Source organism: Comamonas sp. (assembly GCF_009360615.1).
GTDB lineage: Bacteria > Pseudomonadota > Gammaproteobacteria > Burkholderiales > Burkholderiaceae_C > Comamonas.
In genome coordinates this window covers 1-26,612 of the sequence record NZ_SPEY01000104.1, presented here as the reverse complement: position 1 = coordinate 26,612, position 26,612 = coordinate 1, and the positions used below count along the sequence as shown (strand labels likewise).

General features: G+C 65.1%; 22 protein-coding genes. 11 read left to right on the top strand and 11 right to left on the bottom strand.

What is annotated here, in order from left to right; all coding sequences use genetic code 11:
• The 3 genes from E2583_RS22520 to E2583_RS22510 form a co-directional block, all read right to left on the bottom strand.
• Positions 1 to 371 (bottom strand): enoyl-CoA hydratase/isomerase family protein (locus E2583_RS22520; RefSeq protein ID WP_291598856.1); only part of this gene is annotated, 371 nt, incomplete at its 3' end.
• Between the two features lie 194 nt (positions 372 to 565).
• A complete protein-coding gene (locus tag E2583_RS22515) occupies positions 566 to 1,465 on the bottom strand; it encodes a MaoC/PaaZ C-terminal domain-containing protein (protein ID WP_291598854.1) in 900 nt (299 codons plus the stop codon).
• A 215-nt stretch (positions 1,466 to 1,680) separates the two neighbouring features.
• A complete protein-coding gene (locus tag E2583_RS22510; protein ID WP_291598852.1) occupies positions 1,681 to 2,598 on the bottom strand; it encodes an SDR family NAD(P)-dependent oxidoreductase in 918 nt (305 codons plus the stop codon).
• A gap of 201 nt (positions 2,599 to 2,799) precedes the next feature.
• Here E2583_RS22510 and E2583_RS22505 point away from each other — a divergent pair, with 201 nt between their 5' ends.
• From E2583_RS22505 to E2583_RS22475, 7 genes are all read left to right on the top strand, one after another.
• On the top strand, positions 2,800 to 3,702 hold the full coding sequence (locus E2583_RS22505) for a MaoC family dehydratase N-terminal domain-containing protein (RefSeq protein ID WP_291598850.1): 903 nt from the start codon (positions 2,800 to 2,802) through the stop codon (positions 3,700 to 3,702).
• Positions 3,703 to 3,767: 65 nt separating this feature from the next.
• Positions 3,768 to 4,934 (top strand): acyl-CoA dehydrogenase family protein, encoded by a 1,167-nt coding sequence (locus E2583_RS22500; protein WP_291598848.1) that lies wholly within the window; start codon positions 3,768 to 3,770, stop codon positions 4,932 to 4,934.
• A 155-nt stretch (positions 4,935 to 5,089) separates the two neighbouring features.
• Positions 5,090 to 6,298 carry a CaiB/BaiF CoA-transferase family protein gene (locus E2583_RS22495; RefSeq protein ID WP_291598846.1) on the top strand — a complete coding sequence of 403 codons (1,209 nt, stop codon included), beginning with the start codon at positions 5,090 to 5,092 and terminating at the stop codon, positions 6,296 to 6,298.
• Between the two features lie 34 nt (positions 6,299 to 6,332).
• Entirely contained in the window at positions 6,333 to 7,697 is a 1,365-nt protein-coding gene (locus tag E2583_RS22490) for an MmgE/PrpD family protein (protein ID WP_291598844.1), read from the top strand.
• Positions 7,698 to 7,800: 103 nt separating this feature from the next.
• Complete coding sequence (locus tag E2583_RS22485; protein WP_291598842.1) at positions 7,801 to 8,808, top strand: tripartite tricarboxylate transporter substrate-binding protein; 1,008 nt, start codon at positions 7,801 to 7,803, stop codon at positions 8,806 to 8,808.
• Between the two features lie 22 nt (positions 8,809 to 8,830).
• Positions 8,831 to 9,703, top strand: coding sequence for a CoA ester lyase (locus E2583_RS22480; protein WP_291598840.1), 873 nt, complete (start codon positions 8,831 to 8,833; stop codon positions 9,701 to 9,703).
• A gap of 70 nt (positions 9,704 to 9,773) precedes the next feature.
• Entirely contained in the window at positions 9,774 to 10,631 is an 858-nt protein-coding gene (locus E2583_RS22475; RefSeq protein ID WP_291598838.1) for an SDR family NAD(P)-dependent oxidoreductase, read from the top strand.
• A gap of 863 nt (positions 10,632 to 11,494) precedes the next feature.
• Here the strand turns inward: E2583_RS22475 and E2583_RS22470 are convergent.
• From E2583_RS22470 to E2583_RS22455, 4 genes are all read right to left on the bottom strand, one after another.
• Entirely contained in the window at positions 11,495 to 12,262 is a 768-nt protein-coding gene (locus E2583_RS22470; protein WP_291598836.1) for an ABC transporter ATP-binding protein, read from the bottom strand.
• Positions 12,263 to 12,416: 154 nt separating this feature from the next.
• The gene (locus tag E2583_RS22465) at positions 12,417 to 13,175 is read right to left on the bottom strand and encodes an ABC transporter ATP-binding protein (RefSeq protein ID WP_291598834.1); all 759 of its coding nucleotides are present in this window, start codon (positions 13,173 to 13,175) and stop codon (positions 12,417 to 12,419) included.
• Entirely contained in the window at positions 13,172 to 15,094 is a 1,923-nt protein-coding gene (locus tag E2583_RS22460; RefSeq protein WP_291598832.1) for an ABC transporter permease, read from the bottom strand. The genes E2583_RS22465 and E2583_RS22460 overlap by 4 nt, the downstream gene beginning before the upstream one ends.
• A 94-nt stretch (positions 15,095 to 15,188) precedes the next feature.
• Positions 15,189 to 16,391 carry an ABC transporter substrate-binding protein gene (locus tag E2583_RS22455; RefSeq protein ID WP_291598831.1) on the bottom strand — a complete coding sequence of 401 codons (1,203 nt, stop codon included), beginning with the start codon at positions 16,389 to 16,391 and terminating at the stop codon, positions 15,189 to 15,191.
• A gap of 397 nt (positions 16,392 to 16,788) precedes the next feature.
• Here E2583_RS22455 and E2583_RS22450 point away from each other — a divergent pair, with 397 nt between their 5' ends.
• The gene (locus tag E2583_RS22450) at positions 16,789 to 17,562 is read left to right on the top strand and encodes a ferredoxin--NADP reductase (protein WP_003059561.1); all 774 of its coding nucleotides are present in this window, start codon (positions 16,789 to 16,791) and stop codon (positions 17,560 to 17,562) included.
• A gap of 106 nt (positions 17,563 to 17,668) precedes the next feature.
• On the opposite strand, the gene E2583_RS22445 is transcribed toward E2583_RS22450, so the two are convergent.
• Complete coding sequence (locus E2583_RS22445) at positions 17,669 to 18,649, bottom strand: YihY/virulence factor BrkB family protein (RefSeq protein ID WP_291598823.1); 981 nt, start codon at positions 18,647 to 18,649, stop codon at positions 17,669 to 17,671.
• A 363-nt stretch (positions 18,650 to 19,012) separates the two neighbouring features.
• Here E2583_RS22445 and E2583_RS22440 point away from each other — a divergent pair, with 363 nt between their 5' ends.
• Entirely contained in the window at positions 19,013 to 20,551 is a 1,539-nt protein-coding gene (locus E2583_RS22440) for an acetyl-CoA hydrolase/transferase family protein (RefSeq protein WP_291598821.1), read from the top strand.
• Between the two features lie 127 nt (positions 20,552 to 20,678).
• Here the strand turns inward: E2583_RS22440 and garD are convergent, their stop codons facing one another.
• The 3 genes from garD to E2583_RS22425 form a co-directional block, all read right to left on the bottom strand.
• A complete protein-coding gene (gene garD / locus E2583_RS22435) occupies positions 20,679 to 22,244 on the bottom strand; it encodes a galactarate dehydratase (RefSeq protein ID WP_291598818.1) in 1,566 nt (521 codons plus the stop codon).
• 176 nt (positions 22,245 to 22,420) lie between these two features.
• On the bottom strand, positions 22,421 to 23,422 hold the full coding sequence (locus E2583_RS22430) for a tripartite tricarboxylate transporter substrate binding protein (RefSeq protein WP_291598816.1): 1,002 nt from the start codon (positions 23,420 to 23,422) through the stop codon (positions 22,421 to 22,423).
• A 118-nt stretch (positions 23,423 to 23,540) separates the two neighbouring features.
• A complete protein-coding gene (locus E2583_RS22425; RefSeq protein WP_291598815.1) occupies positions 23,541 to 24,836 on the bottom strand; it encodes a glucarate dehydratase family protein in 1,296 nt (431 codons plus the stop codon).
• A 142-nt stretch (positions 24,837 to 24,978) separates the two neighbouring features.
• Between E2583_RS22425 and E2583_RS22420 the strand changes: the two genes are divergently transcribed.
• Positions 24,979 to 25,734, top strand: coding sequence for a FadR/GntR family transcriptional regulator (locus E2583_RS22420; RefSeq protein WP_291598858.1), 756 nt, complete (start codon positions 24,979 to 24,981; stop codon positions 25,732 to 25,734).
• A 304-nt stretch (positions 25,735 to 26,038) separates the two neighbouring features.
• On the top strand, positions 26,039 to 26,612 hold a 574-nt coding region (locus E2583_RS22415), incomplete at its 3' end, for a tripartite tricarboxylate transporter substrate binding protein (RefSeq protein ID WP_291598813.1).

Genomic DNA, 26,612 nt, shown 5'->3' with positions numbered 1-26,612 from the left:
AGCACAAAGTCGGCAGCCAGGGCCAGGCTCAGTCCGGCACCAAAGGCCGCGCCATCGACGGCGGCAATCACCGGCTTTTCCATGTTCACCAGCTCGGCAAACCATTGGTGCAAGGCGCGCATACGCTCCCGGTGAGCCACGCCGTCTTGCCGACTGTTCATCATCAGACCGATGTCGCCGCCTGAACAGAAGGCGCCGCCGGCGCCGGTGAGAATCACGGTGTGCACATTGGCGTCGTCGCGCATCTGGACCACGGCCCGGGCCAGACCGTCGCGCATTTCCAGGCTCAGGGCGTTGCGTGCTTCGGGGCGGTTGAGGCTAATGGTTCCCACACCGTTTTCCACGGCGGTCCATACGGCAGGAGTGTTCATGGTTGGTACCAGTCAAAGAGAGGAAAAGAACGGAATGTGCAGGCTGGGCAGTTCCTCACGCATCTTCTCGGCAGAGGGAGACAAACCGGTGGTGCAAAGCCCTGAACCGGCATGACCCAGGTCAGAGCTGCGTACAAGCGTCGCCCCGCATCCCCTGCCCGCGAGCGCCGCGATGCGGGGAAGGCTCAACGCGCCTAAGGGGGACACGTCAGCTCCGCAAAACCATGGCTGAGCACCAGCTTGTCGCGTTCCTGCACCTTGGCACGCAACTGGTAATGCGTCTGGCTGCCAGGCACACGCCAGATTTCGGTGACCAGGGTTTCGCCGGGAAAGACCGGTGAGGCAAAACGGATGTCCAGTGCCCGAAAGCGTGAGGCATCGCCGCCCGCACACTGGCGCAGCAGGGCGCGGGTGACCAAGCCATAGCTGGCCAGACCATGAAGAATGGGACGCTCAAAGCCTGCGGCCGTGGCGACTGCGGGGTCTGCATGCAGAGGGTTGTAGTCACCGCAGAGGCGGTAGAGCAGCGCGGCCTCGGGGCGGGTTGCCTGGATGTCCGTGAAGTGCGGTGCGTTGTCTTCCGGTGTGGCTTGCAGCGCGGGCAGCGGGGTGTCCGTGGGCTGTCCGGTCTGGCTGAAGCCGCCATCACCGCGCAGAAAAGATACCTGCTGTACGGTGGCCAGCAGCGTGCCGTCGGTGGTTTCCAGGCGGCGCTCCGTCACCATGATGCAGCCCTTGCCTTCGCCCTTGTCTGTCAGATGGGTGACCCTGTTGTGGCCCACGACCTGAGCGGCAGCTGGCAGCGGTCGGTGCAGCCGCATGCGCTGTTCACCATGCAGCAGCCTGACCCAGTCGATGCCGGTGTCTGGCTCGCGCGCCCAGAAGCCGGGGTAACCCAGCACCACGGCCTGAGAAGGCAGGGTGAGCAGGCCCTGGCCGTCCTTGCCCTCATACACATAGCTCAGGGCGCTGTGATCCAGCGGGTCGTTGCCCAGACCCAGGCTGAGCGCATACAACATGCTGTCGCGTGTGCTGTACTGCTGGCGCACGGGCTCGAAGTGGCGCGCCTTGAGGTGGTGGTAGTCAATGGCCATGTACAGGCTCCTCGGTGTGATTCGCTGTGGAGGTCCTCTCTCGCAAGCGGGCGAGGGAGTAAAGGCAAGCCGGGGCAGCTCTGCCCTGCCGCGCATGGGGCCTCTTTCGCCAGGGACACCGCGCAAGGGCCGCCCCGCCGCGCCGGTGTCGTCCCCATCCCACGCGCAGCGTGAGAGAGGGGGAAGCGGCGCAGCCGCTCAGGGGGTGTGGCTGGTCAAACAGGATCCCAGCTGAACACGTCGGCCGAGCGATCCATGGATACAAACGAGGCCTTGAGCGCGGGCATACCGTGCTCGGCAATGAACTCGGGTGTCCAGCCTTCGCTGCGATGCACCGAGCGCAGCGGACGTGGCTGGCTCATCAGAAACAGTTCGTTGTTGCGCACGGCAAAGACCTGGGCGTTCACATCGCTGGCCTGGTCGGACAGCAGATAGACCGCCAGCGGCGCGATCTTGTTGGGCGTCATCTGCTGAATCTTGGCCACGCGCGCCTGCTGCTCGGGGGTATCGGTGGGAATGGAGCCGATCATGCGGCTCCAGGCAAAGGGAGCGATGCAGTTGGAGCGCACATTGAACTTGGCCATGTCCAACGCAATGGATTTGGACAGGGCGGTCAGGCCCAGCTTGGCAGCGCTGTAGTTCGCCTGGCCCAGGTTGCCGATCAGGCCGGAGGTGGAAGTCATGTGGACCAGGGCGCCGCTTTCCTGTTCCTTGAAGTGGTTGGCGGCGGCGCGGCTCATGAAGTAGCTGCCGTAGAGATGAACCTTGATGACGGCGTCCCACTCCTCCAGGCTCATCCTGTGGAAGAAGCGGTCGCGCAGAATGCCGGCGTTGTTGACGACGCCATCGATGCGGCCAAAGCTGTCCACCGCGCATTGCACGATGCGGCTGGCACTGGCCGCTTCAGAGACGCTGTCGCTACTGGCAACGGCCTGGCCGCCTGCGGCCTTGATCTCGTCGACCACGTTCTGAGCCGGACCGGCGTCGGTGCCTTCGCCGGTGGTGGATGTGCCGATGTCGTTGACCACCACTCTGGCTCCCGACGCCGCCATGGCCAAGGCAATATCTCGACCGATGCCGCCTCCGGCGCCGGTCACCACTACGACCTTGTCTTGCATCATCTTCTGGGCCATGGCTTCTCGTCCTTTGCTGTTGTTGTGAGAGATGAGCCCAGCATGCCGGCAAACCGGCGCGGACGCCATTTGCCAATCCCGAGGACGGACTTCGTCAGCGTGAAAGCCGCTGTTGCGCACCACGGGTTGTCACGCCCTTAGGCAGCGCTGAAGACATGCTTTCAAAAACGCGGCTTGCCTGACGGCGTCGCTGCCTGGACCATGGCAGCCATGACAGAGCCGCAACCTGCAATCATCGACGGCGCCAAGCTGGCGCATCTTCAGTCTTGGCAGAGCAAAAGCGAAACCGCGCTCGACCTCGTCACCGCCGCTCCTTTGCGGGCGCTGTCGGCCACGCTGGACCGTGACGACCCCGCGCCTGAGGATGGCTCAGCCGTGCCTGCGCTATGGCACTGGCTGTATTTCCTGCCGCATGCGCGCCAGAGCGAGATCGGCCCCGACGGGCATCCCCGGCGCGGCGGCTTCCTGCCGCCCGTGCCGCTGCCGCGCCGCATGTGGGCGGGTGGACGGCTGCGCTGGGAGACAGACAATCCGCTGCGCCTGGGACAGCAGGTGCAGCGCGTCTCCACCATCCGCAGCGTGCAGCACAAGACTGGGCGCTCGGGCGAGCTGCTGTTTGTGCTGGTGGAGCACCGGTTCTCGAACCAGGACGGTCTGGCGCTGGTCGAAGAGCACGACATCGTCTACCGGGCTGCCGCCAGGCCCGGCGATCCGGTGGCGCCACCGCAGCAGCCGCCGCTCGCTGGTCAGGCTGCATGGTCGCGCACCATCGTGCCCGACGACATCTTGCTGTTTCGCTACTCGGCGCTGACCTTCAACGGCCACCGCATCCACTACGACCGCCAGTACGTGACCCAGGTCGAGGGCTACCCGGGCCTGATCGTGCATGGCCCGCTGATTGCCACGCTGCTGCTCGATCTGCTACGCCGCAAGCTGCAGGGCGCCAAGGTGGTCACGTTCGACTTCAAGGCCTTGCGGCCGACCTTCGACCTTCACCCTTTCAGCGTGCACGGCAAGCCGCGCGAGGACGGCAGGACCGTCGACCTGTGGGCGCGGGACCACGACGGCTTTCTCACCATGCAGGCTACGGCCACGGTGTCCTGAAGAATCAAGAAAACCATAGCTGATAACGCTTTATGGGTAAGCGTTTGAGGTCAAAAAGGCTTGAAATGATCGAATACACCAGCTCCAATAACCACCACGAGATCCGCGATGCCATTCGTGCGCTGTGTGCGGAGTTTCCCGACGAGTATTTCCGCAAGATCGACGAGCAGCGCGTCTACCCCGAAGCCTTCGTCAACGCGCTCACGAACGCAGGCTGGCTGGCCGCGCTGATTCCGCAGGAGTACGGCGGCAGCGGCCTGGGCCTGACCGAGGCCAGCGTCATCATGGAGGAGATCAACCGCTGCGGCGGCAACTCGGGCGCCTGCCACGGCCAGATGTACAACATGGGCACACTGCTGCGCCATGGATCGCAGGCGCAGAAGGAGAATTACCTGCCGCGTATCGCCTCGGGCGAATGGCGGCTGCAGTCCATGGGTGTCACAGAGCCCACCACGGGCACGGACACCACCAAGATCAAGACCAGCGCCGTGAAGAAGGATGGGCGCTATGTGATCAATGGTCAGAAGGTCTGGATCAGCCGCATCCAGCACAGCGACTTCATGATCCTGCTGGCGCGCACCACACCGCTGGCAGAAGTGAAGAAGAAAAGCGAGGGCATGTCCATCTTCATGGTCGATCTGCGCGAGGCCGAGAAGAAGGGCATGACCGTGCGCCCCATCCTCAATATGGTCAACCACGAGACCAACGAGCTGTTCTTCGAGGATCTGGAGATTCCCGAGGAGAACCTGATCGGCGAGGAAGGCAAGGGCTTCAAGTACATCCTGGACGGCCTCAATGCCGAGCGCACGCTGATCGCCGCCGAGTGCATAGGCGACGGTTACTGGTTCCTGGACCGCGTGACCAACTATGTGCGCGACCGCCAGGTGTTCGGCCGCCCCATCGGCCAGAACCAGGGCGTGCAGTTCCCGATTGCCGATGCCTTCATCGAGGTCGAGGCCGCCAACCTCATGCGCTGGAAGGCCTGCGAACTTTTCGACGCGCACGAGTCCATGGGCGCTCAGGCCAATATGGCCAAGTATCTGGCGGCCAAGGCCAGCTGGGAGGCCGCCAATGCCTGCATCCAGTTCCACGGCGGCTTCGGCTTTGCCTGCGAGTACGACGTGGAGCGCAAGTTCCGCGAGACGCGCCTCTATCAGGTGGCGCCGATCTCCACCAACCTGATCTATTCCTATGTGGCCGAGCACATTCTCGGGCTGCCCCGTTCCTTCTGACGTGAAGTACCCCCCGAGTCGCTACGCGCCTTCCCGTTGCACGGCGCCCCCCAAGGGGGACGACACCCTCGGCGCGGGGCGGTCGTTCCTCGGTGCCCCTGGTCTTTGGCCGCGCCAGTTGCACAGGCAGCGCGGAAGCGCAATGGATTTTCAAGATGAAAAAACAAAATCTTCGTCCACTGGACGGCATCACCGTCGTCTCGCTGGAACATGCGGTGGCAGCACCGTTCTGCACGCGCCAGCTCGCCGATCTGGGGGCGCGCGTGATCAAGGTGGAGCGTCCGGGAAATGGCGATTTCGCGCGCGGCTACGACCAGCGCGTCAACGGCCAATCCTCGCACTTCACCTGGATCAACCGCAGCAAGCAAAGCCTGGCGCTCGATCTCAAGCGGCCCGACGCACTCGAGGCGCTGATGCAGCTGCTCGAAGGCGCTGACGTGCTGGTGCAGAACCTGGCGCCCGGCGCGGCCGCGCGCATGGGGCTGTCCTGGGAGGTGCTGAAGGCCCACAACCCCAGGCTCATCGTCTGCGACATCAGCGGCTACGGTGCCGACGGTCCCTACCGCGACAAGAAGGCCTACGACCTGCTGATCCAGAGCGAGGCGGGCTTTCTCTCGGTCACGGGCACGCCCGAGGCGCCGTCCAAGGCCGGCATCTCGGTTGCCGACATCGCGGCCGGGATGTACGCCTACACCAATATTCTTTCGGCCCTGCTGCTGCGCGGCCGCACGGGCGAGGGCAGCCACATCGACGTGTCCATGCTGGAGGCGCTGGGCGAGTGGATGGGTTACCCCATGTACTACGCCTGGGACGGCGCGCCGCCGCCGCCGCGCACGGGTGCATCGCATGCCAGCATCTACCCCTATGGCCCCTTCGAGGCGGGCAAGGACGTGGGTGATGGCGGAACGGTGATGCTGGGCCTGCAGAACGAGCGCGAATGGAAGCTCTTTTGCGAACACGTGCTGCTGCAGCCCGCGCTGGCCGTGGATGCTCGCTTTGACAGCAATGCGCAGCGCAACGCCCACCGTGAGGAACTGCGCGCGCTGATCCTGGACGTGTTCAAGGCGATGGATGCCGCCCAGGTCGTGCGGCGGCTGGATGCGGCCGGCATCGCCAATGCGCGCGTCAACGACATGGCGGGCCTGTGGAACCACCCCCAACTGGCCGCCCGCCAGCGCTGGTGCAGCGTGGACACGCCGGCCGGACCCGTGCAGGCGCTGCTGCCGCCTGGCGTCAACAGTGCCTTTGACTACCGCATGGAGGCGGTGCCCGCCGTGGGCGAGCACAGCGAGGCCATCCTGGCCAAGCTGGGCTGGTCGGCCGAGCGCATCCGCGCTCTGTACGCCGAAGAAGCAACTCTGTGAAAGCTGTGCGCACCACCTGCGCGGGAGTGATTCCATGAAGAACGAGACCCAAGTGAGCATTCATCCGCTGGCCCGGTTCGCGGCCACATTGTGCTGGGAGAATGTCCCGCTGCAGGTGCAGCGCCGCGCCGAGGACCTGTGGGTGGACTGGTTCGGCTCCGCTCTCGCCGGCCAGAACGCGCGCCCCGTGCAGAGCATCACGCGCTTTGCTCTGTCCCAGGGACCGGCAGCGGGGCCCTGCGAGATCCTGGGCAGTGCCGACACCACCTCGCCCATGATGGCGGCCCTGGCCAATGCCGCAGCCTCGCATGTGGCCGAGCAGGACGATGTGCATAACGGCTCGGTCTTCCACCCGGCGGCCGTGGTCTTTCCACCCGCGCTGGCGGTGGCACAGAGCATCGGTGCCAGCGGCGTCGAGCTCATGCAGGCCTGCGTGGCCGGCTATGAGGTCGGCATCCGGGTGGGCGAGTTCCTGGGCCGCAGCCACTATCGCATCTTCCACACCACGGCCACGGCCGGCACGCTGGCAGCGGCTGCCGCCGTGGGCCGGCTGCTGGGCCTCACGCCCGCGCAGATGCAGCATGCCTTCGGTTCGGCCGGCACGCAGTCGGCAGGGCTGTGGGAGTTCCTGCGCACCGCCGCCGACAGCAAGCAGCTGCACACGGCGCATGCGGCCGCTGCGGGCCTGATGTCGGCCTATCTGGCCCGGGACGGTTTCACGGGCGCGCAGGACATCTTCACGGGGCCGCAGGGCCTGGCGGCAGGCATGTCCACGGACGCCGATCCGTCCAGGCTGACCGACGGCCTGGGCACGCGCTGGGCCACGGCAGAGACCTCGTTCAAATGGCATGCCTCATGCCGCCACACACATCCGGCCGCCGATGCGCTGCTGCAGGTCATGCAGGTGCAGGGCCTGACTCCCGCCGACCTGGCGCAGGTCACCTGCCACGTGCACCAGGGCGCCATCGATGTGCTGGGCCCCGTGGTCAGGCCGAGCACCGTGCACCAGAGCAAGTTCTCCATGGGCACGGTGCTGGCGCTGGCGGCGCGTCACGGTCATGCGGGGCTGACGGAGTTCGACCGCGACTATCTGGCACAGGAAACCGTGGCGCTGCGCGACAGGGTGAGCATGGAACTCGATGCCGAGGTCGACGCGGCCTATCCCCGGCGCTGGATCGGCAAGGTCACCGTGCAGACCATCGATGGCCGCACGCTGCACGGCCGCGTGGAGGAGCCCAAGGGCGATCCCGGCAACACGCTGTCGCGCGAGGAAATCACGGCCAAGGCGCTGCGGCTGATTGCCTATGGCGGGGTGCTCCAGGACGACCTCGCACAGGCGGCCGTGCAGCGGTTGTGGCAGGTCGCGCGATGGCCGCGCGTGCAGCGCCTGCTGGACTGAGACCGAGACCGAGTTTTACCGCCGGTCCCGGCCGGCGGACCCACGGGAAAGGTGCCGTCACAGAGCGCCTCCCGCTTCCACCCAAGTGCACAGGAGACAAACCATGCAAAGCACAAACCCTTTTCGCCGCCGCCTTTTTCAGGCAGCGGCCGCCGCCTGCGCCCTTGCCGCGGGAGGGACGAGCACCGGCGCCGTGGCTGCGGTCTGGCCCGAGAAGCCCGTCGTCCTTGTCGTACCCTACAGCGCGGGCGGCCCCACCGACGTGGTGGCGCGGCTGCTGGCGATTCCCATGGGGCAGGTGCTGGGCCAGAGCGTACTGGTCGAGAACACCGTGGGAGCGGGCGGCACCATAGCGCCCAATCGCGTGGCCAAGGCCAAGGCCGACGGCTACACCATCCTCATCCACCACATGGGCATGGCCACTGCGCCCTCGCTGTACAAAAAGCTGCCCTATGACCCGCTCAAGGATTTCGAGTACATCGGCCAGGTGCTGGACGTCCCCATGACCCTGCTGTCGCGCAAGGACTTCCCGGCCAGCAGCTTCGGCGAGCTGCTGGACTACGTGAGGAAGAACCAGGACAAGGTCTCTCTGGCCAATGCCGGCATTGGCGCCGTCTCCCAGCTGTGCGGCATGCTGTTCATGCACCAGGCGGGCGTCAAGCTCACCACCGTGCCCTACAAGGGCGCGGGTCTTGCCATGAACGACCTCATGGGCGGCCAGGTGGACCTGTTGTGCGACCAGACCACGCAGACCGTGCCCGTGATCAAGGACGGTCAGCGCGCCAAGGTCTTCGGCGTGACCACGCCCAAGCGTCTGTCGTCCCTGCCCAACATTCCCACGCTGGACGAGCAAGGCCTCAAGGGCTTCGACGTCAAGGTCTGGCACGGCATGTATGCGCCCAAGGGCACGCCCCAGGACGTGGTCATGGCCATCAACAAGGCGCTGAACGTGGCCATCAGGGACGAGAACGTCAAGAAGCGCATCGCCGAACTCAGCTCCGACCTGGTCTCCCCCGAGAAGGCCACGCCCGAAGGCCTGCGCACCCATCTGCAGGCCGAAGTCTCGCGCTGGAACAAGGTCATCAAGGCGGCCGGCGTCTCGGCCGAATAAGTACTCCCGCAAGGACATCCGCATGCACGATCTGGCGCGACAGGCTACCTCCTTTCTCTTCGTTCCTGCCACGCGCCCCGAGCGCCTTGGCAAGGCCATGGGCAGCGGTGCCGATATGGTCATCGCCGACTGGGAAGACGCCGTGGCCCCGGCCGACAAGGAGGGCGCGCGCCAGGGGCTGGCCCAGGCCGTGCAAGCACTGGAAGGCGCGGAGCGCGCACGCCTGCTGGTGCGCATCAACGCCGAAGGCACACCCTGGCATGCCGAGGACCTGCACGCGCTGGCGCAACTGGTAGAGAGGGGCGTGGCCGGTGCCGTGGTCTCCAAGGCCGAGAGTGCCCAGACCCTGCATGCAGTGGCCCGGGCTGCGGGCACACGGGCGGCCGTGCTGCCCCTGATCGAAAGCGTGGCCGGCCTGGACGCGGCCGATGCCCTGGCCGCCGCGCCCCAGGTGGTGCGTCTGGCCTTCGGCCACCTGGACTTCCAGGTCGATGCGGGCATGGCTTGCGGCCCGGGCGAGGAGGAGCTGCTGCCCATGCGCATGGCCCTGGTCCTGGCCTCGCGCCGCGCCGGCATTGGCGCGGCCGTGGACGGCGTGACCGTGGACACGCGCAACCCCGAGCGGCTGGCCCGGGACGCGGCACGCGCGCGGCGCATGGGCTTTGGCGGCAAGCTGTGCATCCACCCGGCCCAGGTGAAGCCGCTGCACGCCGCCTTCGACCCCGACGCAGCCGCCGTGGCCCACGCGCAGCGCCTGCGCCAGGCACTGGCCGAGGCCGGCGGCGGTGTCTGCGTTCTGGATGGCCGCATGGTGGATGCGCCCGTGCTCCACCTGGCGCAGCAGACACTGGCCCGCCACGTCTGGGCCCAGCAGCGCATGCAGCGCAACACCTAGTCTTATCGGACGTTGCCGGGCACCGTCGTCTGGTTCAGATTCATGCTGCTTCATGAAACAGGGGAACGGCATGAATCAGGCTTTGGTATGTGTGGTGACGGGAGCCAGCCGTGGCGTGGGCCGGGGGGTGGCGATGGCGCTGGGGGCCGCGGGGGCAACCGTCTACATGACGGGGCGCAGCGTGAAGGAGGGTGACTCGCCGCTGCCCGGCACGGTAGGCAGGACGGCTGCCGATGTGACGGCAGCCGGGGGCAACGGCATAGCCGTGGCCTGCGACCATGGCGACGATGCCCAGGTGGCAGCGCTGTTCGAGCGCGTGCGCCGCGAGCATGGCCGGCTCGACATTCTGGTCAATTGTGCGATTGCGATTGCCGATGCGCTGACCGTTCCCGGCCCCTTCTGGCAGAAGCCGCTGGAGATGACCGGGCTGCTCGATGTGGGGCTGCGCTCCACCTACGTGGCCAGCCATTGCGCGGCCGGCCTGCTGATCGCGGCACGCGGCCTGGTGGTCAATATCTCGTCGGCAGGCAGCCGCTGCTATATGCATGGGCCGGCCTATGGCGCGGGCAAGGCCGGCACGGACAAGATGAGCTTCGACATGGCCCACGACTTCAAGCCTGCCGGCGTGAGCGTGGTCTCGCTCTGGCCAGGGCTGGTCAAAACCGAACGCTCCGAACGCGTCTGTGCGGCCGAACCCGACAAGTACGGCGACAGCTTCGACAGCGCCGAAACGCCGCAATTCATCGGCCGGGTGGTGCTGGCCTTGCATGGCGATGCGGACTGTCTGGAAAGGCGTTCCGGCGGCGTGTTCTACACGGCCGAACTGGCCCGCGAGTATGGCGTGCAGGACATTGATGGTGCGCAGCCGCCGTCGCCGCGCACCCACTTCGGTGCGCCACCGGAGTTCAGTCCGGTGGTGGTCGAATAAGCCTGCGTGCCGAGAGAACGCCAGGCATCGCTGGCGACGACGCAGGGGCCTGCCGTGCGTGTGCAATACCCGGTGGGTGTCTGCTTCTGCTTGCCTTTGCTGCTGCGGCCGTCTGCATCTTTCCTTCTCGCTGCCCCTGGCATTGAGGCTGCGGGCCTGTGCCAGGGTCTCCCTGCAACAATGCCGGGATAAGCGGATCCATAGCGCCTGCCGACGGATTGCCGAAGGCGATGTCCGCGCATGCGTGCGTTTGACCACTGCACAGAACATCTTCAAGGGTGGGCAGGCGTCGCGACAACGCTGGCCCGGATCATGGCCTGCGGCCGGTAGCCGATCAATTTCCGTGGGGACGTGCTCGAGGCCGCGGTGCTGGAGCGAACGGTGTCCCGAGAAGATCAGGCCACCAAGCTCAGGGGGGGCGGTTCACCGCCGGGATGGAAGCCGTCGCCGCGGGGGCTTCCATCTGTACGAGGAAGCGGGCATCTGAAAAGTACCGCTGTGAGGGCGGTCTGGGCCTGCTGTAAGCGCCCTGCCTGTGCAATGCTGTCATTGTCGGCACAGTCTGCGCCGGGCGATCTGATCTTTCGCCAGGGCACGCAGAGCGCCTGTCATCTGGTGCGCGCCGTCCGAGCGCCCCGGGGCAGGCGGATGCCGTGGTGCAGGACTCGCCGGACTTTTTCCGGGAGGCCCTGCGTGCTCAGGCCCGTTGCCTGTCGCCGCTCCCTCCCGACCCCGCAGCGCGAGCGGGCCCTGGCCTGGGCCAGGGCGCAGCAGGGCCGGCGATTGCAGCGGCACGCAGGCGGCTGCGCTCATCCGGTTTGCGCCCGCTCACGTGCTTGCTGTCCTGGCGGCAGACCTGCGCTCTAGACACCCAGATACTGCTGGCGTGCGGCCTGGTCGCCTGCCAGTTCAGCCATGCGGGCTGCGTGGACGATCTGGCCCTTCTCCAGCACATAGGCCCGGTCGGCCACGACCTCGGCAAACGGCAGGTTCTGCTCGCTGAGCAGGATGCCGATGCCCTGAGCCTTGAGTTCGAGAATCGTGCGCGCCATCTGCTCGACGATCAGCGGGGCAACCCCCTCGGAGGGCTCGTCCAGCAGCACCAGACAGGGTTGGCCCATCAGCGTGCGGGCCACGCTCAGCATTTGCTGTTCGCCACCGCTCATGCGCCCGCCCAGACGGTCGGGCATCTCCCCCAGGTTGGGGAAGAGCGCAAACAGTTTTTCGGGCGTCCAGTGCGGCATGGCTGCGCCATCGGGCCAGCGCCGCGGCTTCTGCCTGCCGACCTCGAGGTTCTCCCGCACCGTCAGTTCGGTAAAGATGCGGCGGTCCTCGGGTACATAGCCCAGGCCGCGCTGCGCGATCTGGTGCGAGGCCTTTTTCTCGATCGCCTCTCCCATGAATCGGATGAATCCCTCTCGGCGCGGCACCAGGGCGGCAATGCTCTTGAGCGTGGTGGACTTGCCTGCGCCATTGCGGCCCATCAGCGCCACGACCTCGCCGCGCCCCACGGTCAGCGATACCTGATGCAGGATATGGGCCGCGCCGTACCAGGCGTTGAGATTCTGGACATCAAGCAATATCGGGCCCTGGCCCTTATCCATCAATTGCTGGTTGCTATGTTTTTGCATGGCAGGATCCGAGGTGGCGAGGGGCGTTCGCTGCGCGTGAAAAGGGTGTGGCTTTGCTCAGTGACTCTGCGCAAGAGAGGCCATGCGGCGAGCGCGCCGTTCCCCTGCCGTGCGCAGCCAGGAGGGAGGAAGGCGCGTTGAGGCTCAGCAAGGGTCATCGCTTATCCAGAACCAGACCCGTGCCCAGGTAGGCCTGCTGCACTCGCTCGTCGTCGCGAATGGCTTGCGGCCTGCCTTCGGCCAGCAGCCGGCCGCGCACCAGAACGGCCACACGGTCGGCCAGCCCGAAGACCACGTCCATGCTGTGCTCGGTGAACAGCACGCCCATGCGGCGCTGCTGCGCAAGCTGGCGCGTCAACTGCATCAGCGCGATACGCTCGCCCGGGGCCATGCCGGCCGTGGGTTCGTCCATGAGCAGCAGCAGAGGATCATGGGCCAGCGCCATGGCCAGCTCCACGCGTTTCACATCGCCGTAGGCCAGAGCGCTGCAGGGGCGATCGGCCTGCGCCGCCATACCCACCTGTTCCAGCAGGGCCAGTGCGTCGGAACGCCGGTGGCTGGCGGCACGCGGCCACCCGCTGAAGATCCTGCGATCGGCCGACAGCAAAGCCATCTGCACGTTTTCCACCACGCTGAGCGAGGCAAAAGTCTGTGCGATCTGGAAGGTGCGTCCCACGCCCTTGCGCCAGATGGTGCGCGGCGGCAGGCCGGTGATGGACTGGCCATTGAGCAGCACCTGGCCGCTGTCGGGCGGCAACTGGCCACCGACCATATTGAAGGTGGTGCTCTTGCCAGCGCCGTTGGGGCCGATCAGGGCCAGCAGCTCGCCCGCCTGAAGGCCGAACGAGACCTGCTGCACGGCCTTCACGCCGCCAAAGGCCTTGCTGATGCCCTGGACCTGCAGCAGGTTCATGTTCGGGCTCCTGTCTTGTCCTTGGAGTACATGCCGTGCGCGCGCGACCACAGCCATTGCGCGTAGCCGGCAATGCCTTGCGGTGCCAGCAGCACCAGGATCAGCATGATCGTGCCCATCAACGCGCGCCAGTATTCGGTGTTGCGCGCCACGGTGTCGTGCAGCCAGGTGAAGGCGGCTGCGCCCACCAGGGGGCCGGCCAGCGTCTGCACGCCGCCCAGCAGCACCATGACCAGCGCATCCACCGACTTGGTGACCGACAGGGCGTCGGGCGCCACGCCGCCCTTGCTGAAGGCAAACAGCGCACCGGCCAGGCCGGCGAACAGCCCGGCGATCACGAACGCCGTCCACTGCACGCGGCGCACGTCGATACCGATCGCATCGGCCCGCAGGGCCGAATCGCGCGATGCGCGCAGCGCATAGCCCAGAGGAGAAAACAGCAGGCGGCGCAACAGATAGATGCCCAGCGCGCAGAGGCCCAGAACCAGCCAGTAGAACACCGGGCCCTGCGATGCCCATTCGGGGGGCCAGACGCCCGTCAGGCCGTTGCTGCCGCCCGTGAAGTCATCCCACTGAAAGACGATGGCCCAGCTGATCTGTGCAAACGCCAGCGTCAGCATGGTCAGGTAGACGCCCGACAGCCGCACGCAGAACCAGCCGTAGAGCAGGGCGCCCGCAGCGGCGACCAGGGGGCCGAGCAACAGCGCTGCTTCCATGGGCAGCTCCAGGGCTCGCACCAGCAGGGCCGCGCCGTAGGCACCCAGGCCGAAGTAGGCCGCATGGCCGAAGGAGTGCATGCCGCCGGGCCCGAGGATGAAGTGCAGACTGCCGGCGAACAGCGCGGCCACAAAGATGTCGGCCAGCAGCACGGTGGCGTAGCTGCCGCCTTCGGTGCCGCTTGCCATCAGCGGCAGCAGCACCAGCAGGGTCAGCAGGCCCAGCCATGCGGCGGCCGCTCCACGGCCAGCAGGACGTAGCGGTTGCTCGGGCTCGCCTGCACTGCGCGCCAGTGTCTGGGGCCTGCCCAGCAGTCCCCAGGGCCGCCAGATGAGCACCACGGCCATGACCAGGAACTCCACCACCAGCGTGAGCTTGGAGAACGACAGCTCGAAGCCCCAGATCTCCTGCACGCCCAGCCAGATGCAGACGGCCTTGAGCTCCGCCACCAGCAACGCGGCCATGAAGGCGCCCGGTATGCTGCCCATGCCGCCGACCACGACCACCACAAACGCGGCGCCGATGGTGAGCATGTCCATCTCCAGACTGGCGGGCTCGCGCGGCAGCTGCAGCGCGCCGCCCAGGCCTGCCAGCAGCGTGCCCAGCGCGAAGACGGCGGTGAACAGCCAGGCCTGGTTGACGCCCAGCGCGCCCACCATTTCGCGGTCCTGCGTGGCGGCGCGCACCAGGGTGCCAAAGCGGGTCCGGTTCAGCAGCAGCGTCAGGCCCAGGAGCACGCAGGGACCGACAGCCATCAGGAACAGATCGTAGGTGGGGAACTGGCGGCCCAGAATCTCCACCGAGCCCTCAAGCCCTGTGGCACGCGGGCCGAACAGCTCCTCGGGGCCCCACAGCCACAGCGCTGCATCCTTGATGACCAGTACCAGCGCGAACGTGGCCAGCAGCTGGAACAGCTCGGGTGCCTTGTAGACGCGGCGCAGAAGCAGTGCCTCGGTCAGCGCCCCGAGTGCGCCACAGGCCAGCGGGGCCAGCAGCAGCGCGGGCCAGAATCCGATCAGGGGCGAGAGCCGGTCCACGCTGCTGTAGGCGGTGAAGGCACCCAGCATATAGAACGAACCATGGGCGAAGTTGATGGTGCGGGTGACACCGAAGATCAGTGACAGACCGACGGAAACCAGAAACAGCGACGATGCGCTGGCCAGTCCGTTGAGCAACTGGGCCAGCAGGCCGGATGCACTCATGCTGCGTAGCTCCTGAAGCTCGACATAGTGTTTTCGGAGATGAAAAAGCCACCTGCTGCAGTGCAGGTGGCTGGGCATTTTCGCCGAAGCGAAATCAGTTCGCCATCGCGGGACGCAGCTTCTTCACTTCTTCGTCCGTGGGCTGGTAGTTCTTGCCGTCCGCATAGCGATAGTGGACCAGTACGCCACGCCCCAGTTTCTCGTCATAGGCGGTCTTGCCGATATAGGCCCCCATGGTGGACTGGTTGTCCTGCGCGCGGTAGGTGATGGGGCCGAAGGGCGTGGCGACCTCCAGGCCCTTGAAGGCCGCGATCAGCTTCTCGGTGTCGGGGTCGCCCTTGGTCTTGCGCAGGCCCGCAGCAATCGACTGGATGGCGTTGTAGCCCACGATGGTGCCCAGGCGCGGGTAGTCCTTGAACCTGGCCTGATAGGCCTTGAGGAAGGCGGTGTGCTCGGGGGTGTTGATGGAATACCAGGGGTAACCGGTCACGGTCCAGCCGATAGGTGCTTCCTTCTTGAGCGGGTCCAGGTATTCGGGCTCGGCCGTCAGCAGGCCCACGACTTCGCGGCCCTTGAACAGGCCGCGTGTATTGCCCTCGCGCACGAACTTGCCGAGGTCGGTGGCGAACAGCACGTTGAAGATGGCGTCGGGCTTGGCATCAGCCAGCGCCTGCACGACCGAGCCGGCGTCGATCTTTCCCAGGGCCGGGGCTTGCTCGGCCACAAACTCGATGCCGGGCTGCCTGGCCTTCATCAGTGTCTTGAAGGTGGCGACCGCGGATTGGCCGTACTCGTAGTTGGGGTAGACAATGGCCCAGCGTTGCTTGTTGAGCTTGAGCGCTTCCTCCACCAGCATCGCGGTCTGCATGTAGGTGGAGCCGCGCAGACGATAGGTGTAGTGATTGCCGTCGGCCCAGACGATCTTGTCGGTCAGCGGCTCGGACGCGAGGAAGAAGCGCTTCTTCTGCTTTGCATAGTCGGTCAGCGCCAGGCCCACATGCGAGAGAAAGCTGCCCGTGAGCACATCGATTTTTTCACGTGTGTAGAGCTCTTCCGCAGCACGCACGGCATCGCCCGGTGTGGCGTTGTCGTCGCGCACGATGAGCTGCAGCTTCTTGCCGGCAATGCCGCCTGCGGCATTGACCTGCTCCACCGCCAGTTCCATGCCCTTTTTGTAGGGTTCCAGAAACGCGGGCTGCGCCTTGTAGCTGTTGATTTCGCCAATCTTGATCACGCCCTGTGCCCATGCGGGCAGGGCGGCCAGTGTCAGCAGGGGCAGGGACCAGCGCAGCAGCATTGCCATTCTCCTCGGTGCTGGGTGGGCGATCATGGTCAGGACACCGGCTCGCCGTCACCACTAATGCTCAAGTTGAGCATTTATATAGACAAATAAAGCGCTTGTTCCAAGCGCATGGTGGCAGATCGTAGAGCAGCGTTTTCCCTGAGTCAAGAAGGGTGGGACAGTTTTTTGTCGAACCGACGGTGCGGGATCGCTTCATTCTGCTTATCACTATTCGATCTCAAGACATTGATGGCTGATGCACACGTTTCCGTGCAATTGCCGGACAATATAGGTCTTGTCCCGCTTGGCAACCGGCAGCCAACGCGCTAGCAGCCCTGACCTGCAGTGCTCCGCCACCGCCCAGCATTTGCCGCGCAGGTTTTCTGCTTAGAATTTTTATCTCAGACGAATCATGAGTGCTTTTCTTGAAGAACGCGTGCTGTCCGTCCACCACTGGACCGACCGTCTTTTCTCCTTTACCACCACCCGCGACACATCGCTGCGCTTTTCCAACGGCCACTTCACCATGATCGGCCTCAAGGTGGATGGCAAGAACCTGCTGCGCGCCTACTCCATCGCCAGCCCCAACTATGAGGAGCATCTGGAGTTCCTGTCCATCAAGGTGCCCGAGGGCCCTCTGACTTCCAAGCTGCAGAACATCCAGGTGGGTGACACCATCATCGTGGGCAAGAAGCCCACGGGCACGCTGCTGATCGACTATCTGCTGCCCGGCAAGAATCTGTATCTGATCGGCACGGGCACGGGCCTGGCTCCCTGGCTGGCCGTTGCGCGCGACCCCGAGACCTATGAGCGTTTCGACAATGTGGTCGTCGTGCATGGCGTGCGTCAGGTGCAGGAGCTGGCCTATCAGGAGCTGTTCGAGAAGGAATTGCCCGAGCATGAATTCCTCGGCGATATCGTCAAGGGCAAGCTGCATTACTATCCCACCGTGACACGCGAGCCCTTCCGCAACCAGGGCCGTATCTCGGCCCAGATCAACAACGGCACCTTCCCGCAGAATCTGGGTCTGCCCGATCTGAACCCCGAGACCGATCGCGTCATGCTGTGCGGCAGCCCCGCCATGCTGTCCGAACTCAAGGAACTGCTTGAAAAGCGCGGCTTCAAGGAAGGCAACACCACCACGCCCGGCGACTTCGTCATCGAGCGAGCCTTCGTGGAAAAGTAATTCCGTCTTGATCCCGGAAAAGGCCTGCAACCGCAGGCCTTTTGCATTTTTGCGTCACGCAGCAGACAGCGCCAAGCTCCTGTCACCCCTGGGTGCTGTGCTCGGCCTAGATGTTCTCCCCTGCGTTTTCGGGCAGGCGCTGCAGATCCATGGTCCTGGCGCCGGATGGCTTGCGCGCGGCAAACGGCATGCCTAGCTGGACCTGGGACTTGCTGCAGGCCTTGGCCGTGGCGGCCGAGAACAGCAGGATGGCCGAGGTGAAATAAAACCACATCAGCACCACCACCAGCGAGCCTGCCGCCCCATAGGCCGAGACCACGGCGGCAGTGGACAGATACCAGGCCAGGGCCTGCTTGCCGATGGTGAACAGGGCGGCTCCCGTCAGCGAACCCAGCAGCAGGTATCTGGTGGCGGGCTTGCTGCCGCTCCCCATGCGCATCAGGCCCCAGAACAGCAGCACCGCTATACCGAAGGACAGGCTTTCGTTGATCAACCCCATCAGCGGACCCAGCGGTACAAGCTGCAGTTCGTCGTTGGCCCATTTGGTGATCATCTGGATGGCGGTTGAAAGCACCATGGACACCAGCAGCAGAAAGCCCAGGCCCACGACATAGCTCAGCCCCCACAGTCGCGAGATGGCCATGCTCCACCAGGGTCTGTCCTGCTGGGGGGGCGATTCCTCGCCCATGGACCAGAGCTTGTCCAGCGAAGCCTGCAGCTCCACAAACACGCCGGTGGCGCCCGAGAGCATCATCACCAGACCGAGCACGGAAGCGAGCGAGCCCTGATGGGCGTTCTGGGCGCTGGCCAGCGCGCTTCTGACGACCTGTGCAGCGCGCTCCCCGACCACGCCCTGTATCTGGCTGATCAGGGTGTTCTCCACGTAGCCGCGATCGAGCCACCAGCCCAGCAGACCCACCACGGCCAGCAACAGGGGGGCCAGGCTCAGCATGCCGTAGAAGGACATGGCCGCACTCATGCGCAGACCGTCGGCCCGCAGCCATAGCTGCACGGAGTCGATCAGCGGCTGCAAGGGCTGGGCGAGGCGTTGCAGCTTGTGCTGCCAGCCGGAGGTATCTATAGCCATGGATGAAATTCTGGCGGCTGAAACTTCGAAGGTTTGTCAGCCTATGTCTGCTGGCAATGAGGACCGGCAGTTATTTTGCAACCCCCGAGCGGACTCCGCGTACTTTGCCACAGTCACGGTTTTCTGCGGCTTCTGGTTTTGATGCCTGTTCCGCTGCGTCCTGGATGCTCACTTTTTGAAGAAGGACTCCATTTCTTTGCTTGCTTTCAGGAAAGTGCATCGGGGTTTTCTCTAGTCAACTACGCTTGTCGGCGCTCCGGGTGTCGTAGTTCAATCCGGGTCTGCATCAATCAAAATGCAACTCTAAAAACACAAAAAAATGCCATTCCTCTCCCCGGAGGCTGGCAGGGCGAGACATATTTCATGCAGAACTCTTTCACCAACGCTTCTCCTGCGGATCGCGTGCTGTGCCCTGTCTTGCGCGAACGCATCATGACGGCGGACCAGGCCGCCGGCCTGATTCAATCCGGCATGACACTGGGCATGAGCGGCTTCACCCCGGCCGGCGCGCCCAAGGCCGTGCCCCAGGCATTGGCGCGCCGCATCGAAGCCCAGAACGCCAATGGCGGCAATTTCCGCATCAGTCTGTGGACGGGGGCGTCAACCTCGGCCGAGCTGGACGGGGCCCTGGCCAGGGTGCATGGCATCGAGCGCCGCCTGCCCTACCAGAGCGATCCCACGGTGCGCAAGGAGATCAACGAGGGGCGCATGCAGTATGTGGACATCCACCTCTCGCATGTGGCGCAGCATGTATGGTTCGGCTTCCTCGGTCATCTTGACGTGGCGGTGATCGAGGTGGCGGGCATTTTGCCCGATGGCCGCCTGATTCCATCGACCTCGGTGGGTAACAACAAGACCTGGCTGGAGCAAGCCGACAAAGTCATTCTCGAAGTCAACAGCGCCCAGCCCGCCGAGCTCGAAGGCATGCACGATATCTACTACGGCGCGGCCGTGCCGCCCAGGCGCAAGCCCATCCCCATGGAGCACCCGTTCGACCGGATTGGCGAGCCCTATCTGCATTGCGACCCGAGCAAGGTGATTGCCGTGGTACCCACGGCCCAGCGCGACAGGCTGGCCCCATTCACGGCGCCCGATGAGGGCTCCATGCGCATTGCCGAGCACATCATCGACTTTCTGCAGCACGAGGTGAAAGTGGGCCGCCTGCCGCCCGATCTGCTGCCGCTGCAGTCGGGCGTTGGCAATATCGCCAACGCCGTGCTGGCGGGGCTGAACAACGGCCCGTTCGACCATCTGAACGCCTATACCGAGGTGCTGCAGGACGGCATGCTGGACATGCTGGAGTCGGGCAAGCTCGATACCGCATCGACCACCTCGCTGGCGCTGAGCCCTGCGGCCATGGAGCGCTTTCTGGCCCGTATCGACTACTACCGCCAGCGCATCATGCTGCGGCCGCAGGAGATCTCGAACCACCCGGAGCTGATCCGCCGCATGGGTTTGATTTCGATGAATGCGCTGATCGAGGCCGATATGTACGGCAACGTCAACAGCACGCACATCATGGGCTCGTCCATCATGAACGGTATTGGCGGCAGCGGCGACTTTGCGCGCAACGCCTATCTGTCGATCTTCATGACACCTTCCACGGCCAAGGACGGCAAGATCAGCTGCATCGTGCCCATGGTCTCCCATGTCGATCACACCGAGCACGACGTGCAGGTCATCGTGACCGAGCAGGGTCTGGCCGATCTGCGCGGCCTGGCACCGGTGCAGCGCGCACGTCTGATCATCGAGAAATGCGTGCACCCCGACTACAAGGTGGCGATGAGCGAGTATCTGGAGCGCGCGCTGCGCGATGCACCGGGCAAGCACACGCCGCATCTGCTGGATGAAGCCTATGCCTGGCACCAGCGCTATCTGAAGACGGGCTCCATGCGGACCTGAGGGGCCATGCGCAAACCAGAAACGCTGCCATGGCAGCGTTCCTGGTGATTCTGTTTGAGCCCGAATGGTGGCTTCGCAAAGCGCTCTGGATTCGAGAGCGCTTTCGAGGTGCGGGTACCGTACGGATTCAGGTCACCGGAGCCGGGTTGAACAGCACCAGCGCGTTATGCAGCTGCCAATGCTCGGCCCAGGTCTTTTTGCGGCCGCTGGCGACATCGAGCATCAGCCTGAACATTTCCCAGCCTATGTCTTCGATCGTGGCCTCGCCGTCGGCAATGCGTCCGGCGTTGATATCCATCAGATCGTGCCAGCGTCGCGCCAGGTCGCTGCGCGTGGCCACCTTGATCACCGGAACCTGTGCCAGACCATAAGGCGTGCCGCGGCCCGTGGTGAAGACATGCAGGTTCATTCCCGCTGCCAGCTGCAGCGTGCCGCAGATGAAGTCGCTGGCCGGCGTGGCCGCATAGATCAGTCCGCTGCTGATGCCGCGGTCGGCCAGCCGCTGGCCCGGCGACAGCACGCCGGTGATGGGGGCCGTGCCGCTCTTGACGATGGAGCCCATGGCCTTCTCGACGATGTTCGACAATCCGCCCTTTTTATTGCCCGGTGTGGTGTTGGCGCTGCGGTCCACACGGCCCTTGTCCAGATAGCCATCGTACCAGGCCATTTCCTCGATCATGGCTTCGGCCACTTCGGGGCTTGCGGCGCGTGAGGTGAGCTGGTCGATGCCGTCGCGCACCTCGGTCACCTCGCTGAACATCACGGTGGCGCCCGCGCGCACCAGCAGGTCGGTGCAAAAGCCCACGGCCGGGTTGGCCGTGACGCCGCTGAATGCGTCGCTGCCCCCGCATTGCACGCCCACCACCAGGGCGCTGGCGGGCACGGTTTCGCGGCGGCGGGCGTCGAGGCGGCGCAGATGCTGCTCGGCCTGGCGCAGGATGGAGTCGATCATGGACATAAAACCCACATGGGCCTCGTCCTGCAGGCAGACCACATCGAGTGCCGGTTCGCGTTCGTCGACGATGGGAAAGCTGCCCGGCGGCAGCAGGCGCTCGGGCTGCAGCTTTTCGCAGCCCAGGCTGACCACCATGACCTCGCCGCCGAAGTTCGGGTTGCGGCTGATGTTGCGCAGCGTGCGCTGCGGGATCTCGGCTCCTACGGCATCGATGGCCACGCCGCAGCCATAGCTGTGCTCCAGGCCCACCACGTCGTCAACACGGGGGTATCGGGGCAGCAGCTCGGACTTGATGCGGCGCACCGCAAAGTCCAGTACTCCGGCCACGCATTGCACCGTGGTGGTGATGGCCAGGATGTTGCGCGTGCCCACCGTGCCGTCCGCATTGCGGTAGCCCTCGAAGGTATAGCCTTCAAGCGGCTCCAGCACGGGCGGCTTGACGGTGGCGATGGGCAGGCCCTCAAGCGAGCGAGCCTCGGGCATCTGCAGCAAGCGCTCGTGCACCCAGCTGCCGGCGGCGATGGGCTTGAGCGCATAGCCGATGATCACGTTGTAGCGGCGCACCGCGCCGCCTTCGGGAATGTCCACCAGCGCCACCTTGTGTGCCTGCGGCACCTTGTCGATCAGCACCAGCCCCCCGGGCATCACCGTGCCCGCAGGCAGGCCGCCGTCATTGGCCACGATGGCCACGTTGTCGGCCGGATGCATGCGGATGGAAAGCGGAAGTGGGGTACTCATGGCAATGTCTCAATTTTCTAGAGGGCCAGCACGGCTACGGCACAGCCTGAGCAAACGGCGCAGCCCAAGGCGAGGGACACCGAGCAAGGGCCGCCCCGCAGCGATGGTGTCGTCCCCCTCCCTTGCGAAGCAAGTTAGAGAGGGGGAAGCCGCGAAGCGGCTCAGGGGGGCTTTACTTATTCAGCCTTTATTCCAGCAGACTTGATCACCTTGGCCCACTTGCTCACCTCGGCCTTCTGGTAGTCGGCCAGTTCGACGGTCGTCATGTTCGACGGCAGCATGCCGAAGTTCTTGAGTCTGGCCTGGACTTCGGGCGTGGCGACGATCTTCAGGATTTCGGCATGCAGGCGGTCCACGATGGGCTTGGGCGTGCCCGCAGGGGCGAAAACGGCCTGCCAGGAGCCCATGTCGAAACCCTTCTCGCCGGCCTCGGCAATCGTGGGTACATCGGGCAGTGATTCCAGGCGCCTGGAGCTGCTCACGGCGATGGGGCGCAGCTTGCCGGACTGGATGTGCGGGCCGACGACCAGAGCCGTGTCGAACATCATGTCCACCTGTCCGCCCATGACATCCTGCACGGCGGGACCGCTGCCCTTGTAGGGCACATGGGTGAACTTCACGCCGGTCTGGTAGGCCAGCAGTTCCAGCGCCATGTGGTTGGAGGTGCCGTTGCCCGGAGAGGCCGAGGTCAGGCCGCCCGACGCAGCCTTGGCCTTGCTGCCGGCCAGCACGTCGGCCAGGGTCTTGTAGGGACTGGAGGCAGGCACTACCAGCACCAGAGGGCCGGAGCCGAGCATGGCGACGGGCGTGAAGGACTTGACGGGGTCATAGTCCAGCTTGGAGTACAGGCTGACATTGATGGCGTGCGAGCTGATGGTGCCGCCCAGAATGGTGTAGCCGTCGGCCGGGGCGCGTGCCGCCAGCGCCGAGCCCACGCTGCCGCCGGCACCGCCCTTGTTCTCGATGACCACGGGCGTGCCCAGGGCCTTGCTCAGCGGCTGCGCAATCACGCGCGCCAGGGTGTCGGTATTGCCGCCGGGCGGGAACGGCACCAGATAGGTGATGGGCTTGCCCGTGGGCCAGCTGCCCTGTGCCAGGGCCGGTGCGGCGGCAAGGGATGCGCCCAGCAGCAGGGCGCTGGCGGCGAGGGTGGATTGAAGCAGGGTGCGGCGTTGCATGGTGGTTGTCTCCGGTGGAAAAGCGTCTTTTTGCGCTGTGTGAAGGGGTGCGATCGGACCAGCTCGGCTTGGGCTGAATGTTTGCTCTGTGCGGTCTGTTTTGTGCAGGGGCGGGAATTCAGAAGCGCGGTTGCTTGCCGGTGAATTCCGGGTCGTATTTGCGCATCTGGCCCAGATCGTCGCGGTTGCGGATGCCGCAGTGCAGATAGTTGTCGTGCAGGCGGGCCAGCGCTTCGCGGTCCAGCGTCACACCCAGGCCGGGCGTGGTGGGCACGCGCAGGCTGCCCTGCTCGAACTGCAGCCGGCCGCCTTCGACGACTTCCTCGTCCTGCCACGGATAGTGGGTGTCGCAGGCGTAGGTCAGCAGGGGCACGCTGGCGCACAGATGCGTCATGGCCACCAGGCTCACTCCCAGATGGGAGTTGCTGTGCATGGACAGGCCCAGGTCGAAGGTGCGGCACAGCGTGGACAGGCGCTGTGTGGCACGCAGGCCGCCCCAGTAATGGTGGTCGCTGAGCACGATCTTCACGGGGCAGCCCATGTCGGCGTTGCGGCGGAACTCGGCAAAGTCCGTGACCACCATATTCGTGGCCAGTGGCACGTCGCACTCGCGTGCCACGGCGGCCATGCCGTCCAGGCCCGGGGCCGGGTCCTCGTAGTACTCAAGCACGCCGCGCAACTGCTGCACGATCTTCAGGCTGGTTTCCACGGTCCAGTTGCCATTCGGGTCGATGCGCAGCGGTGTGCCGGGGAAGGCCTCGGCCAGCGCCAGGATGCCGGCAGCTTCCTGCTCGGGTGGCAGCGTGCCGGCCTTGAGCTTGATGCTCTGGAAGCCGTACTGGTCGATCATGCGCCGGGCCTGGGCCACGAGCTGGGCCGGCGTCAGGGCTTCGCCCCAGGCGTCGGGTGCATAGGGCTGGCCCACATGCTCGGCGTATTTGTAGAACAGATAGGCTGAGTAGGGAACGCGGTCGCGTGCGGGGCCGCCCAGCAGGTCGACGATGGGGGCCTGGGCCATCTGGCCCTGCAGGTCCAGCATGGCGACCTCGAAGGCGCTGACCACCTTGGCTACGGTCTTGGAGACATGGGTGCCAGGGGCCAGCGAGACCTGCTGACCCAGAAATTCCGAGGCTGTGAGTTTGGCCGGTGTGACCAGGGCGGCGACACGGGCCTCCATTTCATTGAGGGCCCAGGGCGAGAGCCCGGCCAGGGCCGGTGCGGCCTTGGCCAGAGCATCCAGCATGGGTTGATCGCCATAGCTCTCGTTGATGCCGACCAGCCCGGAGGCGGTCTCGATCTCGATGATGGAGCGCAACGCCCAGGGCTCGTGAATGCCGGCAGCGTTGAGCAGCGGCGGATCACGGAAGGCAATCGGCGTGATGCGGATGTGGCGAATCTGGTGAGAGGTGTTCATCTGGTGATGACGGATGCAGTGAGGAAGCTCCGGCCGGAGTGGAAGCAGTGCTGCTTCGTGGTATGTTGTCATACAACTGAAAGCCATTATCATCAGGCTCATGAGTACTCAGACATCGGAATTACCCCAATCAACCCCGTCTTTGCCGCTGACGGAGGGGTACGCGCTGCGCAGCAAGGCCAGCAAGGGCAGCCGCAGTCTGGCGAATCTGTTGTCCGAGGAGTTCGAGCACAAGATCCGCCAGGGCCTGCTGCAGGAGGGGGACAAGCTGCCTACCGAGTCCGAACTCGTGCGCAGCTATGACGTCAGCCGCACCGTGGTGCGCGAGGCATTGTCCAAGCTGCAGGCTGCAGGGCTGGTCGAGACCCGCCATGGTATCGGCACGTTTGTGCTGCCTGCGCGCCAGAGTGCAAGCCCCATGCTCAGCGCACGCGAGCTCAGCGAGTCCGTCGATGTGCTGGCCGTGCTGGAGTTGCGCATCAGTCTGGAAACCGAGGCTGCCGGTCTGGCTGCCCAGCGCCGTAGCGAAGCCCATCTGCAGCTCATGAGCGAGGCTCTGCAGGCATTCGAGCATCATTTCGCCCTGGGGCACGACACTGTCGAGCACGACCTGGCCTTTCATCTGAGCATCGCGCAGGCCACGGGCAACCGGTATTTTCAGGACATCCTGCAGCACTTCGGAACACTGCTGATTCCGCGCAATCGCATCTCCTCCATGCATACGCCGGCACGCGATCCCGACTATCTGCGCCGGGTGAACCGCGAGCACGAGGAAATCTATGCCGCCATCGTGCGCCAGGATGCCGATTCGGCCCGCGCCGCCATGCGCATCCATCTGACCAACTCGCGGGAGCGTTTGCGCCTGGCGCAGCGTCTGAGCCTGAGCGCAGAGTCCTGATTCCAAAACCCTGGCCTGGGCGGGCGCCTGATGGAAGAGGCTGACCGCAGCAAAACGCGGCGGACCGCCCCGCAGCATGCGGCGGCCGCGGTGTCCCGCTGCGCCGAGCACTTTTTGGTGCTTTCAAATTTATAGCTTCAATCGATCTTCAGGATTGAGTCTGACGCGTATTTCTCGGGTGGAATTGACGAAAACTAAAGCCCGGTAGACGGCTGCGACCCGTGCTTACCCTTAGAAAAAATCTCTTGGTGTTCAAAAAGGCCTAGTTGTATGATGACTGATCACAACAAGGAGGCATTTCACCATGGTCCGACGCTCGCACTTTCTGCGCTCTCTGCTGGCCCTGTCGGCTGGCGGCTTGCTGTCGTCCTCCTTGCTGGCGGCCGATGTCTGGCCCAGCAAGCCCATCCGCCTGGTCGTTCCCTATCCGCCCGGCGGCAGCTCCGACATCATTGCGCGCTCCATCGGGCAGCTGGTTTCCCAGGAGCTCAAGCAGACCGTGGTGATCGACAACAAGCCTGGTGCGAACGGCAACCTGGGCGCTGAATTCGTCGCCCGTGCACCGGCCGACGGCTATACCTGGCTGCTCTGCGATCTCGGCGCACTGGCCATCTCTCCCTCCATCTATACCAAGCTCGGTTTCGATCCTTCCAGGGCGCTGCGCGGGGCGGCCATGCTGGCCTATTCACCCCATATGCTGGTGGTGCACCCCTCCGTCCAGGCCAGCAATCTCAAGGAACTGGTGGAGCTGTCCAAGAAGCAGGACCTGAACTTCGCGGTCACCGCATCGGGCAGTGCGCCCCATCTGGCCGGCGTGGAGCTGGCCCGCATCACCGGTGCCAAATGGGTGTATGTGCCCTACAAGGGCGGCGTGCAGT

Bases quoted from the DNA above. Each gene is read 5' to 3' on its own strand.
- E2583_RS22515 (WP_291598854.1), bottom strand. From the start codon at position 1,465: ATGGCCATTGACTACCACCACCTCAAGGCGCGCCACTTCGAGCCCGTG.
- E2583_RS22510 (WP_291598852.1), bottom strand. From the start codon at position 2,598: ATGGCCCAGAAGATGATGCAAGACAAGGTCGTAGTGGTGACCGGCGCC.
- E2583_RS22505 (WP_291598850.1), top strand. From the start codon at position 2,800: ATGGCAGCCATGACAGAGCCGCAACCTGCAATCATCGACGGCGCCAAG.
- E2583_RS22500 (WP_291598848.1), top strand. From the start codon at position 3,768: ATGATCGAATACACCAGCTCCAATAACCACCACGAGATCCGCGATGCC.
- E2583_RS22495 (WP_291598846.1), top strand. From the start codon at position 5,090: ATGAAAAAACAAAATCTTCGTCCACTGGACGGCATCACCGTCGTCTCG.
- E2583_RS22490 (WP_291598844.1), top strand. From the start codon at position 6,333: ATGAAGAACGAGACCCAAGTGAGCATTCATCCGCTGGCCCGGTTCGCG.
- E2583_RS22485 (WP_291598842.1), top strand. From the start codon at position 7,801: ATGCAAAGCACAAACCCTTTTCGCCGCCGCCTTTTTCAGGCAGCGGCC.
- E2583_RS22480 (WP_291598840.1), top strand. From the start codon at position 8,831: ATGCACGATCTGGCGCGACAGGCTACCTCCTTTCTCTTCGTTCCTGCC.
- E2583_RS22475 (WP_291598838.1), top strand. From the start codon at position 9,774: ATGAATCAGGCTTTGGTATGTGTGGTGACGGGAGCCAGCCGTGGCGTG.
- E2583_RS22470 (WP_291598836.1), bottom strand. From the start codon at position 12,262: ATGCAAAAACATAGCAACCAGCAATTGATGGATAAGGGCCAGGGCCCG.
- E2583_RS22465 (WP_291598834.1), bottom strand. From the start codon at position 13,175: ATGAACCTGCTGCAGGTCCAGGGCATCAGCAAGGCCTTTGGCGGCGTG.
- E2583_RS22460 (WP_291598832.1), bottom strand. From the start codon at position 15,094: ATGAGTGCATCCGGCCTGCTGGCCCAGTTGCTCAACGGACTGGCCAGC.
- E2583_RS22455 (WP_291598831.1), bottom strand. From the start codon at position 16,391: ATGCTGCTGCGCTGGTCCCTGCCCCTGCTGACACTGGCCGCCCTGCCC.
- E2583_RS22450 (WP_003059561.1), top strand. From the start codon at position 16,789: ATGAGTGCTTTTCTTGAAGAACGCGTGCTGTCCGTCCACCACTGGACC.
- E2583_RS22445 (WP_291598823.1), bottom strand. From the start codon at position 18,649: ATGGCTATAGATACCTCCGGCTGGCAGCACAAGCTGCAACGCCTCGCC.
- E2583_RS22440 (WP_291598821.1), top strand. From the start codon at position 19,013: ATGCAGAACTCTTTCACCAACGCTTCTCCTGCGGATCGCGTGCTGTGC.
- garD (WP_291598818.1), bottom strand. From the start codon at position 22,244: ATGAGTACCCCACTTCCGCTTTCCATCCGCATGCATCCGGCCGACAAC.
- E2583_RS22430 (WP_291598816.1), bottom strand. From the start codon at position 23,422: ATGCAACGCCGCACCCTGCTTCAATCCACCCTCGCCGCCAGCGCCCTG.
- E2583_RS22425 (WP_291598815.1), bottom strand. From the start codon at position 24,836: ATGAACACCTCTCACCAGATTCGCCACATCCGCATCACGCCGATTGCC.